General features: G+C 71.3%; 19 protein-coding genes. 8 read left to right on the top strand and 11 right to left on the bottom strand.

Annotated features, from left to right (window positions below):
- Window positions 1-300: 300 nt before the first annotated feature.
- From KLI87_RS22990 to KLI87_RS22975, 4 genes are all read left to right on the top strand, one after another.
- The gene (locus KLI87_RS22990; protein ID WP_156214903.1) at window positions 301-1416 is read left to right on the top strand and encodes a sensor histidine kinase; all 1116 of its coding nucleotides are present in this window, start codon (window positions 301-303) and stop codon (window positions 1414-1416) included.
- A 64-nt stretch (window positions 1417-1480) separates the two neighbouring features.
- Window positions 1481-2086, top strand: a complete 606-nt coding sequence (locus tag KLI87_RS22985) for a response regulator (protein ID WP_214618654.1) — start codon at window positions 1481-1483, stop codon at window positions 2084-2086.
- A 76-nt stretch (window positions 2087-2162) separates the two neighbouring features.
- On the top strand, window positions 2163-2918 hold the full coding sequence (locus KLI87_RS22980; RefSeq protein WP_246249468.1) for a ribonuclease HII: 756 nt from the start codon (window positions 2163-2165) through the stop codon (window positions 2916-2918).
- An 89-nt stretch (window positions 2919-3007) separates the two neighbouring features.
- The gene (locus tag KLI87_RS22975) at window positions 3008-3640 is read left to right on the top strand and encodes an endonuclease (RefSeq protein ID WP_156214901.1); all 633 of its coding nucleotides are present in this window, start codon (window positions 3008-3010) and stop codon (window positions 3638-3640) included.
- 15 nt (window positions 3641-3655) lie between these two features.
- On the opposite strand, the gene KLI87_RS22970 is transcribed toward KLI87_RS22975, so the two are convergent.
- From KLI87_RS22970 to KLI87_RS22960, 3 genes are all read right to left on the bottom strand, one after another.
- The gene (locus KLI87_RS22970) at window positions 3656-4318 is read right to left on the bottom strand and encodes a nitroreductase family protein (protein WP_156214900.1); all 663 of its coding nucleotides are present in this window, start codon (window positions 4316-4318) and stop codon (window positions 3656-3658) included.
- A 91-nt stretch (window positions 4319-4409) separates the two neighbouring features.
- Window positions 4410-5927: a TerD family protein gene (locus tag KLI87_RS40270; RefSeq protein WP_250904177.1), complete on the bottom strand. Its 1518-nt coding sequence runs from the start codon at window positions 5925-5927 to the stop codon at window positions 4410-4412.
- Window positions 5928-6061: 134 nt separating this feature from the next.
- Window positions 6062-6712, bottom strand: coding sequence for a TetR/AcrR family transcriptional regulator (locus KLI87_RS22960; RefSeq protein WP_156214899.1), 651 nt, complete (start codon window positions 6710-6712; stop codon window positions 6062-6064).
- A gap of 125 nt (window positions 6713-6837) precedes the next feature.
- Here KLI87_RS22960 and KLI87_RS22955 point away from each other — a divergent pair, with 125 nt between their 5' ends.
- Complete coding sequence (locus KLI87_RS22955) at window positions 6838-7968, top strand: Gfo/Idh/MocA family protein (protein ID WP_214618652.1); 1131 nt, start codon at window positions 6838-6840, stop codon at window positions 7966-7968.
- Here the strand turns inward: KLI87_RS22955 and KLI87_RS22950 are convergent.
- Window positions 7934-8983, bottom strand: a complete 1050-nt coding sequence (locus tag KLI87_RS22950) for a biotin/lipoate A/B protein ligase family protein (RefSeq protein WP_214618651.1) — start codon at window positions 8981-8983, stop codon at window positions 7934-7936. The genes KLI87_RS22955 and KLI87_RS22950 overlap by 35 nt on opposite strands.
- A gap of 287 nt (window positions 8984-9270) precedes the next feature.
- On the opposite strand from KLI87_RS22950, the gene KLI87_RS22945 reads away from it, so the two are divergent.
- Window positions 9271-9825 (top strand): hypothetical protein, encoded by a 555-nt coding sequence (locus KLI87_RS22945; RefSeq protein WP_214618650.1) that lies wholly within the window; start codon window positions 9271-9273, stop codon window positions 9823-9825.
- 755 nt (window positions 9826-10580) lie between these two features.
- Here the strand turns inward: KLI87_RS22945 and KLI87_RS22940 are convergent.
- Window positions 10581-11180 (bottom strand): TetR/AcrR family transcriptional regulator, encoded by a 600-nt coding sequence (locus KLI87_RS22940; protein ID WP_156214895.1) that lies wholly within the window; start codon window positions 11178-11180, stop codon window positions 10581-10583.
- Between the two features lie 90 nt (window positions 11181-11270).
- Here KLI87_RS22940 and KLI87_RS22935 point away from each other — a divergent pair, with 90 nt between their 5' ends.
- Entirely contained in the window at window positions 11271-11957 is a 687-nt protein-coding gene (locus KLI87_RS22935) for an SDR family NAD(P)-dependent oxidoreductase (protein WP_214618648.1), read from the top strand.
- A 121-nt stretch (window positions 11958-12078) separates the two neighbouring features.
- Here the strand turns inward: KLI87_RS22935 and KLI87_RS22930 are convergent, their stop codons facing one another.
- The 6 genes from KLI87_RS22930 to KLI87_RS22905 form a co-directional block, all read right to left on the bottom strand.
- On the bottom strand, window positions 12079-12543 hold the full coding sequence (locus KLI87_RS22930; protein WP_214618647.1) for an OsmC family protein: 465 nt from the start codon (window positions 12541-12543) through the stop codon (window positions 12079-12081).
- Between the two features lie 17 nt (window positions 12544-12560).
- Complete coding sequence (locus KLI87_RS22925; protein ID WP_156214892.1) at window positions 12561-13187, bottom strand: GntR family transcriptional regulator; 627 nt, start codon at window positions 13185-13187, stop codon at window positions 12561-12563.
- Between the two features lie 390 nt (window positions 13188-13577).
- A complete protein-coding gene (locus tag KLI87_RS22920) occupies window positions 13578-13877 on the bottom strand; it encodes a hypothetical protein (RefSeq protein WP_214618646.1) in 300 nt (99 codons plus the stop codon).
- Window positions 13878-14066: 189 nt separating this feature from the next.
- On the bottom strand, window positions 14067-16868 hold the full coding sequence (locus tag KLI87_RS22915; protein ID WP_214618645.1) for a vitamin B12-dependent ribonucleotide reductase: 2802 nt from the start codon (window positions 16866-16868) through the stop codon (window positions 14067-14069).
- Between the two features lie 123 nt (window positions 16869-16991).
- Complete coding sequence (gene nrdR, locus KLI87_RS22910; protein ID WP_214618644.1) at window positions 16992-17465, bottom strand: transcriptional regulator NrdR; 474 nt, start codon at window positions 17463-17465, stop codon at window positions 16992-16994.
- 357 nt (window positions 17466-17822) lie between these two features.
- Window positions 17823-18152 carry a LysM domain-containing protein gene (locus tag KLI87_RS22905; protein ID WP_156214889.1) on the bottom strand — a complete coding sequence of 110 codons (330 nt, stop codon included), beginning with the start codon at window positions 18150-18152 and terminating at the stop codon, window positions 17823-17825.
- 176 nt (window positions 18153-18328) lie between these two features.
- Here KLI87_RS22905 and lexA point away from each other — a divergent pair, with 176 nt between their 5' ends.
- The gene (lexA, locus tag KLI87_RS22900; protein WP_156214888.1) at window positions 18329-19027 is read left to right on the top strand and encodes a transcriptional repressor LexA; all 699 of its coding nucleotides are present in this window, start codon (window positions 18329-18331) and stop codon (window positions 19025-19027) included.
- Window positions 19028-19084 lie beyond the last annotated feature (57 nt).

Genomic DNA, 19084 nt, shown 5'->3' with positions numbered 1-19084 from the left:
GACGGAACGCGGGAGTGCCGTGTCCATGAACGTGACCGGAGGCTACGAGGCGATGCGGACGGCGAACGGATCGTGACGCTCGGCGCGCTCCGGTCGACGCCCGCTCCCTGCTCCGTCACGGCCCTCCGCCGATGTTCGCCCCGGTCAGGAGGACACCACCGGCCCGCATACGGTGTTCCCCGTGGCGAAGGAGGGCGGTAGGTGAGCTTTTGGAAGGGACCGCCGACCCCGCGACTCCCCGACCTGGATCTGGAGAAGGTGGAGCGGAAGGGCCCCGGTAGGCGAACGTTCATTTTCTGGATGATCCTGCTTGTGTGGCCTCTCTGGGACATGGCCGGCGGCCACGCCGAACCGCTGTGGCTGGCGTGCGTCGCCCTCGCCGCGGTGGCCGCCGTGCACGTGGCCATCGTCCTGACCGCGTTCGACGGGCGTGTGCCCATGCGGATCCCCATCAGCCTGGTCGTCGCCCAGACGGGGCTCACGTCCGTCGTCGCGGTCGGGTTCAAGGGCGGCTGGTACTCGCTCTTCCCGCTGCTGGGCCTCGCCACCGGCGTCGTCGTGGGCCACGCCTCCAGGCAGGCGCGGGGCCCGGAGGCGTCGATGCTGCTGGGCATCGGCGGCGTCTCGGCCGTCTGCGGCCTGGCCGGGTGGGTGGGCGGCGAGGACGGCACGAGCATCCTCGGCAACTCCTACGGGACGATCACGGCGGGGCTGGTGACGGCCGTCATCCTCCGGCTCTTCAGCGCCATCACGCTGCTCCGCGACGCGCGCGAGGAGCTAGCCGAGGCCGCCGTGACGCAGGAGCGGCTCCGCTTCTCCCGGGACCTCCACGACCTGCTGGGGCACACGCTCTCGCTCATGGTCGTCAAGGCGCAGGCCATCCGGCTCGTCGCGGACCGCGATCCCGTGCTCGCCGCCGAGCAGGCCACCGACATCGAGACCGTGGGGCGGCGGGCGCTGGGCGAGGTGCGCCAGGCGGTCAGCGGCTATCGCGGGCGCGGCCTGGCGGACGAACTCGACGCCGCCCGCACGGCGCTGTGCGACGCGGGCGTGGACGCGACCGTGCTCCGCGACGGCCCTCCCCTTCCGGCCGGGCCCGACGCCCTGCTGGGCTGGGCGGTGCGGGAGGGCGTCACCAACGTCATCCGGCACAGCGGCGCCCGCCGTTGCGAGATCTCCGTCCGGAACGACGGTGAGCGCGTGGTCCTTGAGCTGAAGGACGACGGCGTGGGCCCGGGTGGTGCCGTGCCTGACGTCAACGGTTCGGAGTACGGCGCCTACGGTGTGCGTGGCGGGCACGGCCTACGCGGGCTCACCGAGCGGATGGCGGTGGCGGACGGCACGGTCGAGGCCGGTCCGGCACCGGGCGGCGGTTTCCTGCTGGCCGTCACCGTCCCTGTGACCCCGTCCCTATGAGAACGCCGCTTTTTCGCGTCGTCTCTATAACCGTGCCGGGGAGAATGGGGCCGGGAGGTGGCACGTGATCAGAGTTCTGCTCGCCGAGGACCAGGGCATGATGCGGAGCGCGCTCGCCCTCCTGCTGGGCCTGGAAGAGGACATCGAGGTCGTCGCGCAGGTGGGGAACGGCACCGACGCCCTGCCCGAGGCGTTGCGGACCCGGCCCGACGCGGCGGTGCTCGACATCGAGCTGCCCGGCCGCAGCGGACTGGACGTGGCCGCCGACCTGCGCCGGGAGCTTCCCGCATGCAAGGTCCTCATCGTCACCACGTTCGGGCGTCCGGGCTATCTGCGCCGTGCCATGGAAGCGGGTGTGAGCGGTTTCCTCGTCAAGGACGGTCCCATCGAGGGCCTCGTCGCGGCCCTGCGCCGGATACTCGCCGGGGAGCAGGTCGTCGACCCCGTCCTGGCCACGACCGCCCTGTCCGTGGGGCCGAACCCGCTGACCGGGCGCGAGCGGGACGTCCTCACCGCCGCCGCGGACGGATCGACCGTGGCCGACATCGCGGCGCGCCTGCACCTGTCGGAGAGCACCGTCCGCAACTACCTGTCCGCCGCCATCGGGAAGACGAACGCGCGCAACCGCATCGAGGCCGTCGGCACGGCCCGCCACAATGGTTGGCTATGACCGCGCCTGGGGACCGCCTGCGCGTCCACTTCCCGAGGGGGACCCCTTGACCGACCCGACCGGTTCCCTGCCCGGTCTGACCTCCGCCGCCGCGCCCGTCGCACGTCCGCGGACGCCGCGCGTCGCCGGATACGAGATCGAGCACGAGCTGCGGGCCGCGCTCGCGGACGGGGGCCGCCCCCTCCGGATCGCCGGCGTCGACGAGGTCGGCCGCGGCGCCTGGGCCGGGCCCGTCGTCGTGTGCGCCGCCGTCACCGACCTGAGCCCGCCCCCCGTCCTGCGGGGGCGGGGCGAGCGGACCATCGGCCTCACCGACTCCAAGCTCCTCACCGAGGCGCACCGCGAGTCGTTCGCCGAACTGCTCCCGGGGTGGCTGGACGCGCACGCCTTGGGCGCGTCCGGCCCGGAGGAGATCGACGAGGTCGGCATGACGGAAGCCCTCCGCCGCGCGGCGGTGCGCGCGCTGGAAGCGCTGCCCGTCCCGCCCGACATCGTGATCCTGGACGGCAAGCACGACTTCCTCCGCCGCCCCTGGCGCGTGCGGTGCGAGATCAAGGCCGACCAGCGGTCGGTGACGGTCGCGGCCGCCTCCGTCCTGGCGAAGGTCCACCGGGACGGGCTCATGACCGTCCTGGACGAGGAGTTCCCCGGATACGGCTTCGCGGAGAGCGCCGGCTACCCGTCCCCCGTCCATCAGAAGGGGTTGGAGGAGTACGGCCCCACCCCGCACCACAGGATGTCGTGGTCCTACCTGGACGACCTACCGCGCTGGCGCCACCTGAAGAAGCACCGCGACCCGCTCGCAGGGGAAGGCCAACTCAGCCTCCTGTGAGGCGCCGGCGCCTTGTGACGTCGTTCTCGGCCGTCCATGAGTCACCTCCGCCTGGCCGGGTAGGGCGGCGCCAACGGGAGGTACACGCCATGAACACCGTCACCAGGAAGTTGCTGCGGGAGTCCGGCACGACGTTCGCCGAGGAGGTCGGCGTCCCGCTGAAGGACCAGCCCGCCGCGCTGTTCAAGCTGCTGGTCCTCGCCGACCTGCTGAGCGCACGCATCTCCTCGGGGGTCGCCATGGCCGCCGCGCGGGAGCTGTTCGACGCGGGCGGCGGGACGCCGCGCGGCATGAGCGGGCTGACCTGGCAGCAGCGGGTCGACGCGCTGGGCCGGGGCCACTACGTCCGCTACGACGAGAGCACCGCGACCCGCCTCGGCGAGGTCGCGCGGATGGTCCAGGACAAGTACCGGGGCGATCTGCGCAGGCTCGCCGCCGAGGCGGACCACGACCCGGGAAAGGCCGCCGAACTCCTTCGGGAGTTCCCCGGCATCGGCCCCACCGGCGTCGACATCTTCTGCCGGGAGGCCCAGGCCATGTGGCCGTGGCTCCGCCCCTACGTCGACTCCCAGGTCAGGAAGGGCGCCGAACGGGTCGGCCTGCCCAGCGCCCCGGACAAGCTCGCCGCGCAGGTGCCGGCCAAGGACCTGGCGCACCTCACGGCCGCGCTGGTCCGGGTGTCCCGCGACAAGAGGCTGGCCGACTCGGTCACCTCCTCCTGACGCCCCTGGGCGGCGTCACAGCCGGACGATGACCTCGTCGATCGGCTTCCGGGTGATGTCGGGGACCATCGCGTCGTCCGCCGGATAGCCGACGGGGATGACGACGTATGCGCGCTCCTCCTGCGGCCGGTCGCAGACCTCGTTCAGGAAGCGCATGGGGCTGGGCGTGTGGGTCAACGTTGCCAGGCCCGCCTGGTGGAGCCCCGCCAGGAGGAACCCCACGGCGATCCCCACGGACTCCTTCACGTAGTAGGGACGCGGCGTCTCCGGGCCCTTGTGCACCTCGAAGACGATGATGACCGCGGGCGCGTCCTCCAGGAACGGCTTGCGCCAGTCGGTGCCCAGCGGCGCCAGGGCCTCCAGCCACTCCTGCGAGGCCCGCCGCTCGTAGAACTCGCGCTCCTCCTGCTCGGCGGCCTCCCGCAGGCGCCTCTTGCGTTCGGGGTCGGTCACCACCACGAACCGCCACGGCTGCAGGTTCGCGCCGCTCGGCGCGGTCGCCGCCGCCCGGATCGCGTGGTCGATGACGTCCGGCGGCACCGGGCGGCGGGAGAAGTCGCGCACGGTGCGGCGCAACGTCATCGAGTCCGCGAACGCCTGCGCCCGCTGGACCGCCTGCTCGCCCGGCACGTCGAAATGGGGCGCCGGCACGACCGGGTACTGCCACTGAGTGCTCATGGGACAGTTCCTACCGCGCGCCTCCGGCCCCGGACAACAGGCAAGACCAGCCAACGTTCCGGGGCCGCCGCGGCACGGGCGGGGCGAACCCTCAGTCCTTGCCGCGCGAGGCGACCCAGTCGAGGTTCCAGCCGTATGCCTGGTCGACCGTCATCTTCCCCCAGCGCGGACGCCCCGGAGGCGGCAGGACGTAGCGGCCCTCACGCCGCACGACCAGCTCGCCGCCCACGTTCTCGATGAGCGCGAGCACCGCGTCACGCGAGGCGTCGGTGCAGTCGTTCATCTGCATCTCGATGGGAGGCGACCCCACCGGATACAGCGTGGCCACCGCGTCCAGACCGCGGAAGTCGTCCGCCCCGTCGTAGATCTCGGCGAACACCAGGATCCGCTTGAACTTCGTGGTGAAGTCGAGGTTGATGGTGAGGTTCTCCCCCGACGCCACCGCGCCCGTGCGGTCGTCCTTGTCGAGCTTGATGAACGGCGGGCGGTCGAGCGCGCCCATGTCGCCGAGCGCGTGGATGATGCCCTTCCGGCCGTCCGTCAGCTCCCACAGGCAGCACAGGTCCAGGTCGAGGTCGACGCCGCGGCGGCGCTTGCCCAGCCGTCCCTTGGCGACGCCCTCCCGCGCGGTCCAGTTCAGGTTGACGCGCATGTGCCCGGAGGTCGCGCCGTGCTTGGTGAGCGAGACCGACGGCGAGTTCTTGGTGAGGGAGATCTTGCCGCCCTGCGGCTGCGGCTGCGGCGGCGCGCCCTGCGGCTGCTGGCCGTACGCGGGCGCGGGAGGCGGCGGCGCGTACTGCCCGGGCTGGGGCGGCGCGTACTGCTCCGGAGGAGGGGGCGCGTACTGCCCGGGGGGAGGCGGCGAGTACTGGCCGGGAGGGGGCGGGGCGAACTGCCCGGGCGGAGGCGGGCTGTACTGGCCGCCGGGCGGGGGCGGCGGAGGCGCGTACTGGCCCTGTCCGGGAGGAGGCGGCATGTACTGGCCGCCCGGCGGAGGCGGCGGCGTCTGCGGCTGAGGGGGCGACGGCTGCTGCTGAGGGGTCGGCTGCGCCGGGGCCGCCGGAGGCGGCACGGCCCCCTGCCCCGGCTCGTCGACCGAGATGCCGAAGTCGGTCGCCAGCCCCCCGAGGCCCGAGTCGTACCCCTGGCCGATGGCGCGGAACTTCCACGCCCCCTGGCGCCGGTAGAGCTCGCCGAGGACGAAGGCGGTCTCCGTGGTCGCGCCCTCGCTGTCGAACCGGGCGACCTCCGTGCCGGCCGCCGCGTCCACCACGCGCACGTACAGGCCCTGGAACTGGCCGAAGGTGCCGCCGTCCGAGGAGGCCGCGATCACGATCTTCTCGATGTCGGGTTCCACCCGCGCGAGCTCGACCGACAGGACGTCCAGGACGGTCGGGCCCTGCTGCTTGCCCTCATGCCGGACGGCGCCCGAACCGTGCGCGGGCTGGTTGTAGAAGACGAAGTCGTCGTCCGAGCGCACCCGTCCCGTGCCCGCGAGCAGGAGCGCGGACGCGTCCGCGTCCGGCACGCCCGGGCCACCCTGCCAGCCGAGCTCGACCCGGACCGAGGGAACCGGCACCGCGGTGTTGGCGCCCTTCTGCATGGACATGAACGCTCCTCATCATCAGCCGACGTGACCAACCTAGAGGCAGTCGCTCGGCCCCGCGACCTGCCACGAGGGGAGGACGGACGACACCGCCGCGGAGTTCCGCCCACCTGGGCCGCCGCCCCCCGCGCGCCCGTCTATACGCGCTTGGCGGTCGCGTTCGCGTCCTCGGGAGGAGCGCCTGGGAGCGGCGCGGGCTCAGGCGAGCGGAGCCCGTCCAGCACGACCTGGAGGTTGCGGTCCCACTGCCGGTGGCCCGCGCGGAGGCCCAGCGTGTGCGCCGTCGTGGAGACCGACACCAGCAGGAAGGCGACGTCCTTCCAGGTGACGTCGGCGCGCATGGCCCCGGCGCCCTGCGCCCGCTCGACCAGCAGGCGGATGCGGTCGCGCAGTTCGGAGCGGGCGTGGTCGAGGGATCCGCCGGCCGCCTCGTTGATGTCGCACAGCTCGTTGCGGAGGCGGATGTAGTCCCCGGCGAACCCGGCGAAGCCCGCCCAGGGATCGGGGTCGGCGAGGCCCTCGTCGCCCCTGGCGACGATCTCTTCCACCATCTCGGCGAGAACCGCTTCGAGCAGCAGCTCCAGGGTGCTCACCCGGCGGTAGAACGTCCCCACGCCGACCCCGGCGCGGCGGGCGATCTCGTGCGCGGTGACCTCGCCGCCGACCTCGGCGGCCGCCTCCCTGGCCGCCCGGACGAGCCGCTCCACGTTGCGCCGGGCGTCGGCGCGCGGCCGGCGGCCCGAGCCGTCGTCGAGCAGCCGGTCGACGGCGCTGGAAGTCGAGGTCATGGCCCCATTCTACCGATAAGCGGACACTTACACTCCGTTTTAAGTGGACAAGCTGAGTCCGCTTGGGCTACCGTCGACGAAAGCGGACCAGAACTGTCCGTTTAGATCGCCAGGGGGGACCTCGAATGACCAGCCAGAACATCCGCGTGGGCATCATCGGCGCGAGCCCCGACCGGGGGTGGGCGGCACGGGCGCACATCCCCGCGCTGCGCGCCCTGCCCGGCTACGAGATCACCGCCGTCGGCACCAGCCGCAGCGACAGCGCGCGGGAGGCCGCCCGCCGGTTCGACGTCCCGCACGCGTTCACCGACGCGCGGGAACTGGCGGCCCACCCCGAGGTCGACCTGGTCATCGTCACCGTGAAGGTCCCCGCGCACGACGAACTCGTGCGGGCGGCGCTGGAGGCGGGCAAGCACGTGTACTGCGAGTGGCCGCTGGCCCGCACCACCGCCGAGGCCGAGGAGCTCGCGCGGCTGGCGGAGGACGCCGGGGTCCGGCACGCGGTGGGGCTCCAGGCGCGCTTCTCCCCCGCCGTCCGCTATGCGCGCGACCTCGTGGCCGACGGTTATGTCGGACGGGTGACCTCCGTCAACGTCTACTCGGCACGCGGCAAGGGCGCCGCCGGCCAGGTCCCGCCGTGGTGGGCCTACACCTTCGACGCCGTCAACGCCGCGGGAACCCTTGAGGTGGGCGCCGGCCACACCCTCGACGCCCTGGAGTTCCTGGCGGGCGAGATCTCCGAGCTCTCCTCCTCGCTGGCGGTGCAGCGCACCGGGTACACCGTCCAGGGCACCGGCGAGCCGGTCACGGCGACCACCCCCGACCAGATCGCCGTCACCGCCACCCTCGCCGGCGGGGCGACGGCCGTCGTCCACGTGCACGACGGCAAGGTCAGCGACGCCCGCACCCGCATCGAGATCGCGGGCACCGACGGCGACCTGGCGGTGCTGTCCAGCGGCCCGGCCGCCGCCCAGGGCGTCCAGATCGGTGAGCTGGCCGTGCACGGCCGAGGCTCCCGCCTCCCGATCCCCGACCGCTACCTGTGGGCGCCCGAGGCCGCCCGCGACGTGGAGATCGTCAACGTGGCCCAGTTCTACGCCAGGCTCGCCGACGACATCCGCACCGGAACCGCCCACACACCCGACTTCCACCAGGGCATACGCATGCACCGCCTGCTCGACGCCGTCCGCGAGTCGGCCGAGACCGGCACGCGGAGAGCGGTCACGGCACCCGCCCGATCCACTCCGGCGCGGTGAACTTGTCGGCGACGTACTTGTCGGCCAGCCGCAGCTCGTCCTCGCTGAGCCGGTCGTCCAGCAGCCCGTAGCGGCCACGGAAGTGCCCGATCATCCGGTCGATGATCTCCTCCCGGGGCAGCCCGGTCTGCCGCCGCAGCGGGTCGACCCGCTTCTTCGCGCTCGCGATGCCCTTGTCCGACAGCTTCTCCCGGCCGATCCGCAGCACCTGCAGCATCTTCCCGGCGTCGATGTCGTAGGCCATCGTCACGTGGTGCAGCACCGACCCCGAGGCCAGCCGCTTCTGCGCCGCCCCAGCGATCTTGCCCTGATCCGAGGTGATGTCGTTCAGCGGCTGGTACCAGGCCCGCACCCCCATCTCACCGAGGGCGCCCAAGACCCAGTCGTCGAGGAAGGCATAGCTCTCGGCGAACGACATGCCCGCCACCAGCGTCTCCGGCGCGTACAGCGAATAGGTGATCGTGTTGCCCGGCTCGATGAACATCGCTCCTCCGCCGCTGATCCGGCGGACGACCTCCACCCCGTGCCGCTCCGCGGCCTCCCCGTCGACCTCGTTGCGCAGCGACTGGAAGCTCCCGATGACCACCGCCGGCGACGCCCACTCCCACACCCTCAGCGTGGGCGGCCTGCGCCCGGCCCCGACCTCCTCGGCGAGCACCTGGTCGAGCGCCATGTGCAGCGCGGGCGCCTGCGGCTCGTTATGGATCAGCCGCCACTCGTGGTCGCGCCAGTCCGACGCCCGCGAGACCGCCCGCCGAACCGCGATCCCCACGGCCTCGGCGGTGATCCCCAGCATCACCGTCCCCGGGGGCAGCCCACCCTGGACCCGCGCGCCGATCTCCTTGGCCTCCAGCCCAGCGGGCAATCCCTCCAGAACGACGTTGACGGCCTCCAGCGCCTCGTCCGGCTCAAGGAAGAAGTCCCCGCTCACCCGCGGGCCGCGCAGCAACCCGTCCACGACATCCACATCGACGACCACGAGCTTGCCGCCGGGCACCTTGTATTCACCGTGCATCACACCACCTCAAACCCCGCCACTCCCCCACCGATTCCGCCCCCCGCCCAGCACCGCCCCCGGTTCCCTCGCCCACCCCCGAAACGGCCCCTCGACCGGCCCTGAACACCGACACGGCCCCCTACACCCCGAAAACACGGGCTCACACCCGACACCACCCCAACTCCCAGCACCCGCCAGGCCGGCCGAACACCCCTCCCACTCCTGGCCGGGCCGGCGAGCCGGCGATCAGCGCCCAGACCGAAATCGGCTCGCGCGCGCCGCGTCCCGACTGCCACGCTGCCCTGATGGATCATGCGGAGGTACTGCTCATCGGAGGCCGGGCGGGTGTCGGCAAGACGACGGTGGGATGGGAGGTCTCGGCCCTGCTGCGTGCCGCGGCCGTCCCCCACGCGATCGTCGAGGGCGACTTCATGGGGCAGGTGCACCCGGCACCGGACGGAGACCCCGATCGCGCGAAGATCACCGAGAGCAACCTGGCCGCGGTCTGGGCGAACTTCGCCGAGCGCGGCTACCGCCGCCTGATCTACACCAACACCCTCAGCGTCCTTCCCGAGACGACACCCATGTTCCAGCGCGCCCTCGGGCCCGGTGCTCGGATCATACGAGTGCTGCTGACCGCGTCCGACGACACGGCCCGCGAGCGCCTGCTGGGCCGGGAGATCGGCTCGGAGCTGGAGCAGGAACTGCGGGGCGGCATCCGCAAGGCGCGGCTCCTGGACCGCCAGGTCTCCGCCCAGACCGTCCGCGTGGCGACCGACGGGCGACCGGTGACGGACATCGCACGGGAGGTGACGTCCGCGACCGACTGGCTCGCCCCCGACCACCCCCGCGACACGTAGCCACGCGACCAGCGCAACGCCGACGTTGACAGGACCGCCCGGCGCGGCGCCACCTGATCAAAGCGGCAGGTGCGCAGCCGCTTGCTGCCGAGGATGCTGCCAGCGAGAGCGACCTGCCAGGAGCAAAGACAACGAGCCAGCGGATGCCTTGCCAGTCTCACGCGCGCGTCGAGAGCGACCTGATAGGAGCGAAGGCACCCCCCCATCGCGCGCGCCAAACGTCCGGCGCCAAGACCGACTTGAAAGGAGCGAAAACCACCTGGCTAACTGAAACCGGCACCCGAGATCGGACCGAGACCACGGACCGAGACCACGGACCGAGACCACGGGCCGAGACCACGGGCCGAGACCACGGGCCGAGACCACGGGCCGAGACCACGGGCCGAGACCACGGGCCGAGACCACGGGCCGAGACCACGGGCCGAGACCACGGGCCGGGACCACGGGCCGGGACCACGGAGCGGGAACGCGGACTGGCGACCAGCGCCCGGTATCGGACCGGGGAACGCGGACCGGGGACCGGAGCCGGGGAACGCGGACCGGGGACCGGAGCCGGGGAACGCGGACCGGAGCCGGGGAACGCGGACCGGGGACCGGAGCCGGGGAACGCGGACCGGGGACCGGAGCCGGGGAACGCGGACCAGGGAACATAGACCAGGGAACGCGGGGTGGGGAACATAGACCGGAGAGCGCGGGGTGGGGAGTGTGCTTGGGGGGCGAGCGGCTTGTGGGCCTTGGGGTGGCGGGGCTGGGGTTCAGTCTGAGCGGGGCGTGAGCAGGTCCTCGACGAGGGTGTCCACCAGGTCGCGCGGGATGCTCGAACCGGTCAGCGCGCGGTGCACGATCGGGCCGACGAGCGCGTCCATCGTGGCGTCGGGGCCGAGTCTCGGCGCGAACTCCCCCGCGTCGATCCCCCGCGCGATCATGTCGCGTTCGTGGCCGCGGCGCGGCCCGAAGTAGCGCGCGTGGAAGCTCTTGGCCGTGTCGGGGTCGTGCTGCGCCTGGGCGATGAGCGCGAGCAGAACCTTGCCGGCGGGGTCGCGGGTGAGGAAGCGCGCGAAGCCGCGCAGGTAGCCGCGGACGCTCTCCAGCGTGGGCGGCTCGGCCGGGACCGGGATGCGCTTCTCGCTGTCCTCGATGAGCGTGTCGAGCAGGATCTCGACCTTCGAGGGCCACCAGCGGTAGATCGTCTGCTTGGCGACACCGGCGCGGCGTGCGATCGCCTCGATGGTCAGGGCGCCGAAGCCGCGCTCGACGAGCAGATCGTCCGCTGCGTGGAGCACGGCCAGGCGCGCGGCCTCGTCGCGACGGCTCCCGGAGCGCGGCCGGCGGGGCTGAGAGCTCGTGGCGGGCATGCGAGACACCATACCGCCAGCGGCTTCACCGATTTGTTTAGACGCAACGTCGCGTCTACTCTAAGGGCTCCCACCATGAAGGAGCGACCCGTGTCCGACCGTCAAGCCCTCATCATCGGAGCCTCCCAGGGCCTTGGACTCGTCCTCGCCGATGAACTCGCGCGGCGCGGCTGGCGGGTCATCGCCACGACGCGCCGGCTCGGCGGCGAGCTGCAAGACCGCGCCGACGCCTGGAACGGAATGCTCGAAGTCGAGTCGCTGGAGATGACGAGCGCCGAGCAGGTGACCGCTCTGCGCGACCGCCTGGACGGCCACCGGCTGGACCTGCTCTTCGTCAACGCCGCGATCGACCGGGGCGACCTGCCGATCAACGAGGTGCCGACCGAGATGTTCACCGAGGTGATGGTCACCAACGCGCTGGGCCCGCTGCGCACGCTCGAAGCCCTCCGCGACCTCGTCGCCCCCGCCGGGACCGTCGCGGTCATGTCCTCCGAGCAGGGCAGCATCTCGCGGAACACCGAGGACGGATACGAGCTGTACAAGGCCAGCAAGGCCGCGCTCAACCAACTGATGCGCAGTTACGCCACCCGCCATGCCGACGACGGCCACACCAAGCTGCTCATCGACCCCGGCCACAACCAGACCCGGCTCGGCGGGTTCGACGCGCCGCTCATTCCACAGGAGAGCATCCCGGCCGTGGTCGACGTCCTCGAAGCGCAGGCGGGCGCCCCGGGCCTGCAATTCCTGGACCGGCACGGCGAGACCGTCCCGTGGTGAAAGCCGCAACAGGAGTCCAACGCGATGCCGCGGATCTCAGCAAGCCGGACACCGTCGCCGCGCCGAATCGTCCCGACGCCGCGAGCGCGCACCCCATCAACCATCGTTACAAGCGGAGCGCCTACTCGATGACCGGCTCATGCCGGACGGGAAAGTTCACCGAGTTCGCGATGAAGCACAATTCGTGGGCACGTCCGTGCAGCCTGCCGACCTGGTCGGCCTTCTCGGAGTCCGCCAAGCCCACGCGGGGACGCAGGACGACCTCCTCGAACCGCCCCCCACCGTCCGGGGTCTCGGCCATGGTCCCGTAGGGCTTGTCTACATAGGAGGTGACCACGACCTTCTCCATTGCGCACAAATGCAGGAACCACAGCATGTGGCACTGCGACAGCGACGCGACGAGCAGTTCCTCGGGGTTCCACCGCGCCGGGTCACCCCGAAAAGCAGGGTCGGAACTCCCCGGGATCAACGGCTTTCCTTCGACTTCGACCTCGTGGGCTCGCTCGAAAGCGCGGTAGGAGCTCGTTCCCGCACCGGTGTTTCCGGTCCAGGTCACGGACACTTCGTAGTGGTGGGTCTTCGACATCCCGCAGCCCTTCTCAGCTATTCCAGGGTCGCCCTGGTGGCACGTGCATGGTCACCGGCGATCCGTCCCGCCCGGACACGGTCGCCGTCGGCGATCGCCCCCAGCAGTTCCCGGTGCTCACCCGAGACCGTCTCCGGACGCTCCGGACGCACGAGCGACGCCCGTGTGGAGACGATGATCCGATCCCACAGCCGTTCGAGGCTCTCCAGCGCGATCGGGTTGCCCGCCAGCTCGGCGATCCCCCGATGGAACCGGCGGTTCAACTCGATCGCGCGATCCAGCTCCCCCGCGGCGGTCACCTCTTCCAGGTGCGCCGCGTCCCGCTCCAGGTCGGCCAGCGCCGCCGGGGCGATCCGCCCGGCCCGCCGCCGGTCCGCGGCCAGCTCGGCGGTGAGCGCCTCCAGCGCCGCCCGCACCTCGTAGGCGTGGTCCAGGCTCTCCGGCGTCATGACCTCCACGACGACGCCGCGTCCGGCGCCGAGGACCAGGCCGTCGCTCTCCAAACGCCGCAGCGCCTCCCGGACGGGCGTCCGGCTCACGGCGAGCGCCTCGCTCACCGCCACCTCCGTGAGCCGCTCGCCGGGCGAGTACTCACCCGCGACGATCAGCCCCCGCAGTCTCCGGTAGACCGTGTCGACCTGCATCCCCACCTCCATTGCATACAAAGCATACATTGCATACAAAGCTGCCCGCAGGCCACTCCCGCCGACCGGCAGGCCCGGTCGTGCTAACTCGGGGGTGATCGATTGGCCGTGTTCGCTAGGTGTCCACGGGCCCGCACAGGGCATCCCGGTCCTCCTCAACGCGGCGGAGACCGGAGCCGAGGACGCCTCGAACGGGCTATGGGCGCAGCTCTGGTACCAGGGGAGCACATGCGAGGCGGGCGTCGCGGCGTTGCCGGCCCTGGCCGCCCTTTCCCCAGCGCACGAACCCGGCGGTCCGGCGCCCGGCCGTCGAACTCGCAGGCGAGATCGTGGGGTGGCCCCGCGCGAGGGCCGGTCTGTGGGCCCACCGGAGGCAGGGCGCCGGCCGCGCTACTGCCTAGAGTTCCAGCCGTTTGGGACGGTTGCGCCGGGGGCCTGAGGCGAGTACCCGGCGAAGTCCGTCACGTAGTTCTTCGAGAGCGGTCGCCTCGGCGAACTCAAGCGTGATGGCGAGTGCATGGCGGAGGCAGGGGATTCTGGTGGGGCGAGGAAGAACCGCTGGAGCTCGGTGTCGTCCCCGTGCCGTTCCTTGAGCCGAGCGAGTTCGGAGCGGGCGGCCGAGCGGACCGTGGCGCCGTCCTCGAACCGGATCTTGACGGCGCTGACGATGTAGTACTCGTCCGAGGCCATGGCCGGCGCTCTCCCCCGACCTCGCGGCGCGTGCGACGTCGTTGACTCTGTTCGATTGTTCGGGTTATCCGCGCCGAGAGGGGGCGGCGAAGCAAAGTGCCTCGCCGCCCCCTCCTGGCCTGTGCCTGATACGCCCGTCCAAGCGTGGTCCTCGCCGTCAGGCTAAGACCGGGGCGTCAGGAGCACCGCTCAGCTGCAGCCGCTGGTGGAGCCGCAGCCTTCGCAGACGTAGCAGCTGCCCGCGGGGCGCATCTTGGTGCCGCAGGTGAGGCAGAGCGGCGCGTCGGCGGTGCGGCCCTGGCGGCTCTCGATGACCTCCATCGAGGAGTGCGCCTCGCGGGACGGGGCGGGGGCCGGCCTGCTGATCTCCGCCGACTGGGCGAGGGTCTCGTGGTCGACCTCGTCCTCGGTGGGCTGGGCGCCCGGGTCCTCGCCGTTGGCCTGCATGGCGCGCTCGTCGGCGGTGAAGATGCCGAGGGCGGCGCGCTCGTCGTAGGGCAGGTGGTCGAGGGCGAGGCGGCGGAAGATGTAGTCCATCACCGAGGTGGCCATGCGGATGTCGGGGTCGTCGGTCATGCCGGCGGGCTCGAACCGCATGTTGGTGAACTTCTCCACCCAGGTCTCCAGCGGGACGCCGTACTGGAGGCTGATGGAGATCGCCATGGAGAAGGCGTCCATCACGCCGGCGAGGGTGGAGCCCTGCTTGCCGAGCTTGAGGAAGACCTCGCCGAGGCCGTCGTCGGGGTAGGACGAGGCGGTCATGTAGCCCTCGGCGCCCGCGACGGAGAAGCGGGTGACGGTGGCGGGGCGCTGCTTGGGCAGCCGCCTGCGGACGGGGCGGGTCTCCACCGGCGCCTCGGCCTTCGGCTCCTCCTTCTTGCCCGCCGCCGAGAGGGGCTGGCCCACCTTGCAATTGTCGCGGTAGATCGCCAGGGCCTTCAGGCCGAGCTTCCAGCCCTCGAAGTACACCTTCTCGATGTCCTCGATGGTGGCCTGCTCGGGCATGTTGACGGTCTTGGAGATCGCGCCGGACAGGAACGGCTGGGTGGCCGCCATCATCCGGACGTGCCCCATCGGGCTGATCGCGCGCTCGCCCATCGCGCAGTCGAACACCTCGTAGTGCTCGGGGCGCAGGCCGGGGGCGTCCACGACGTGGCCGTGCTCGCCGATGAACTCGACGACCGCCTCGATCTGCTCCTGCTGGTAGCCGAGCGTGTCGAGGGCGCGCGGCACGGTCTGGTTGACGATCTGCATGGAGCCGCCGCCGACGAGCTTCTTGAACTTCACCAGCGCGAGGTCGGGCTCGATGCCGGTGGTGTCGCAGTCCATCATCAGCCCGATGGTGCCGGTCGGCGCGAGCAGGGACGCCTGGGCGTTGCGGTAGCCGTGCTTCTCGCCGAGCTTCAGGCACTCCTGCCACTGCTTGGTGGCGGCGGCGTGGACGGCCTTGTCGACGGTGTCGAGGGTGCGGATCTCGTCGTTGGCGGCGGCGTGCTTGCGCATGACCCGCTTGTGGCCCTCGGCGTTGCGGGCGTAGCCCGCGTACGGGCCGACGACGGCGGAGATCTCGGCGGAGCGGCGGTAGGCGACGCCCGTCATCAGCGAGGTGATCGCGGCGGCGAGCGAGCGTCCGCCCTCGGAGTCGTAGGCGTGGCCGCTCGCCATCAGGAGGGCACCGAGGTTGGCGTAGCCGATGCCGAGCTGCCGGTAGTCGCGGGTCGTCTCGGCGATCTTCTCGGTGGGGAAGTCGGCGAAGGTGATCGAGACGTCCATCGCGGTGATGATCAGCTCGGTGAGCTTGACGAACCGCGCGACGTCGAACGTCCCGGAGTCGGTGAGGAACTTCAGCAGGTTGATGCTGGCGAGGTTGCAGGAGGAGTTGTCCAGGCTCATGTACTCCGAGCACGGGTTGGACGCGGTGATCCGGCCGGTCTCGGGGTTGGTGTGCCAGGCGTTGATCGTGTCGTCGTACTGGATGCCGGGGTCGGCGCACTCCCACGCGGCCTTGGCCATGAGCCGGAACAGCTCCTTGGCCTTGACGGTCTCGACGACCTCGCCGGTCATCCGGGCGCGCAGCCCGAAGTCGCCGTCGGCCTCGACGGCGTGCATGAACTCGTCGGAGACGCGGACGGAGTTGTTGGCGTTCTGGTACTGGACGCTGCCGATGTCCTTGCCGCCGAGGTCCATGTCGAACCCGGCGTCCCGCAGCGCGCGGATCTTGTCCTCCTCGCGCGCCTTGGTCTCGATGAACTCGGCGACGTCGGGGTGGTCCACGTCCAGGACGACCATCTTCGCGGCCCGGCGGGTGGCGCCGCCCGACTTGATCGTCCCGGCGGACGCGTCGGCGCCGCGCATGAACGACACCGGTCCGCTCGCGGTGCCGCCCGAGGACAGCAGTTCCTTGCTGGAGCGGATGCGCGAGAGGTTCAGGCCGGCGCCGGAGCCGCCCTTGAAGATGACGCCCTCTTCCTTGTACCAGTCGAGGATCGACTCCATCGTGTCGTCCACCGAGAGGATGAAACACGCCGAGACCTGCTGCGGGGACTTGGTGCCGACGTTGAACCAGACCGGGGAGTTGAAGCTGAACAGCTGGTGGACCAGCGCGTACTTCAGTTCATGGTCGAAGATCTCCGCGTCCTCTTCGGAGGCGAAATAGCCCTCTCGCAGTCCCGTCTCGGTGTACATCCGGACGACCCGGTCGACGAGCTGCTTGAGGCTCCACTCGCGTTGCGGCGTCCCGACCGCGCCGCGGAAGTACTTGGACGTGACGATGTTGACGGCGTTCAGGGACCAGAAGTCGGGGAACTCCACCCCGCGCTGCTCGAAGTTCACCGAGCCGTCACGCCAGTTGGTCATGACGACGTCACGACGCTCCCAGCGCATCTCGTCGTACGGATGCACGCCGGGCGTGGTGAAAATGCGCTCGACCTTCAGCCCTTTGCGGCCCCCCTTGCCGCGCCGTGCCGCCGAGCCGCTCACCGTCTCCGTCATGACCTTCCCCCTCTCGGGCCACCCGCCGGGGCCCTGTTCAGGAACAACTCCGCCGCCGCGCGGGGCATGCCCGGCGCGGTGGCGCTTTCACGTGTGTGCTGCTGTGTACTGCCGGGCCCGCCCCTATCGGGGCGGACCGGACTCCCCCGAGGAGCCTGACCTGCGCAGTGATTCGATCTCTTTCGCGAAGTCGTCCAGCGACTCGAAGCTCCGGTAGACCGAGGCGAATCGCAGATAGGCGACCTCGTCGAGTTCGCTGAGCGGCCCCAGGATCGCGAGACCGACCTCGTGCGAGGGGATTTCCGCGGATCCCGACGATCTGATCGCCTCTTCGACCCGCTGCCCCAGCTTCGCGAGCGCATCCTCGTCGACCGGGCGGCCCTGGCAGGCCCTGCGCACCCCGGCGATGATCTTTTCCCGGGAGAACGGCTCGGTGACCCCGCTGCGCTTGGCCACCATGACGAGCACATTCTCCTGCGTCGTGAATCGCTTGCCGCATTCCGAGCACGCCCGGCGGCGCCGAATGGCGCCCCCGTCATCGGTGGACCGGCTGTCGATCACTTTGGTGTCAGGGTTGCGGCAGAACGGGCAATGCACGTCTGGTTCCTCCCCTGACGAAAACGCGTCACACCTCTGAACGATGCCATATATAGGTGAAGTACATCGGTGTGACTACTAGATGTTGTGGTCAACCGTACGGGGACGCGCAGGCGTACGCAACCTCGGTCGGGCGTCCCGGACGTTGACCCGTGTCACATCCGCCACGTCCGCCCAGGTCACGGCGAAGCAGATGGATCTTGGTCCGGGCGTGTCGCGCGGCGGGCCCGCATCGCGCCCCTGACCAGGACGATCACGGCTGAACGCCACATCCGGCCCGTGGATGACCGCCAGGGACGTACCGGGCGGCGGAAGGAGCCCCCGGGAGACGGCGCGTACACCTCCCCCGCGGGCGCGTCAGCGCGCGGGGAGGCGTATGCGCTGCCCCGGCTGGACGGTGGGGTCGCCACCGAGGCCGTTGAGGTCGATGATGCGCTGGACGACGATGCGCGGGTCGGAGCGGGGCTCGGCGGCCGTGGCGATCTCCCAGAGGGTCTCTCCGGGCTCCACGACGACCGTCTCGCCCGGACCGGAGGGCCCGCCGCCCTCATGCCCGCCCGCCAGGGCCCCGGGGCCCCGGGCGAGCCAGAGCGCGGGCAGGGTGAGGAGGGCGGCGCCGGTCACCACGACCACGCGGCCCCGGCGCGTCAGGCGGATCGGGACATGTTCATGGGGTGAACCGGACATCTCTCCCCTCCCAGCGTCGAATGCATTTTCGATCGAACGCCTGTACGATGTTCTACCGCAGGACACCGGGAAAACGCGACCCTCATCTTCGAACAATTGTTTGATCATCGGCGCTGGACGCGATAGCGTTCCATGACAAGGAGTGACGGATCGAGGCGCCCGGGAGGCGACGAGCGATGAGCAAGGTCCGGGAGCTGCCCGACGGGCCCATGGACGAGACGGGCCTGACCCAGCGGCAGCGCATGGTGCTGGAGGTGATCCGCGACTCGGTCCAGCGCCGGGGCTACCCGCCCTCGATGCGCGAGATCGGCGAGGCGGTGGGCCTGACCAGCACCTCCAGCGTGTCGCACCAGCTCCGGGCGCTCCAGCGCAAGGGCTTCCTGCGGCGCGACCCCAACCGGCCGCGTGCGGTCGAGGTGCGGGTCCCGGGCACGACGCCGGTGCGGACCGAGCCCGACACCTACGAGGGGCTGGGCGGCCAGCCGACCTCGACGCAGCCCGCGCCCGCCTACGTGCCGCTGGTGGGCCGCATCGCCGCCGGTGGGCCGATCCTGGCCGAAGAGGCCGTCGAGGACGTGTTCACGCTGCCGAAGCAGCTCGTGGGCGAGGGCACGCACTTCCTGCTGAAGGTCACCGGGGACTCGATGATCGAGGCCGCGATCGCGGACGGTGACTGGGTCGTCGTCCGGCAGCAGCCGGTCGCCGAGCAGGGCGACGTTGTCGCCGCCATGATCGACGGCGAGGCGACGGTGAAGACGTTCAAGCGCAAGGACGGCCACATCTGGCTGATGCCGCAGAACTCCGCCTACGAGCCGATCCCCGGCGACGAGGCGTCCGTCCTCGGACGGGTCGTGGCGGTCCTGCGCAAGATGTGACGCGCCCCCGAACGGGCCTACCGAAGGCGGTCTCCCCCACCGGGGTGACCGCCTTCG

The sequence above is a fragment of the Actinomadura sp. NEAU-AAG7 genome (assembly GCF_018603865.1).
Taxonomy (GTDB): Bacteria; Actinomycetota; Actinomycetes; order Streptosporangiales; family Streptosporangiaceae; genus Spirillospora; species Spirillospora litoris.
This window is presented reverse-complemented; position numbering and strand designations above follow the sequence as displayed.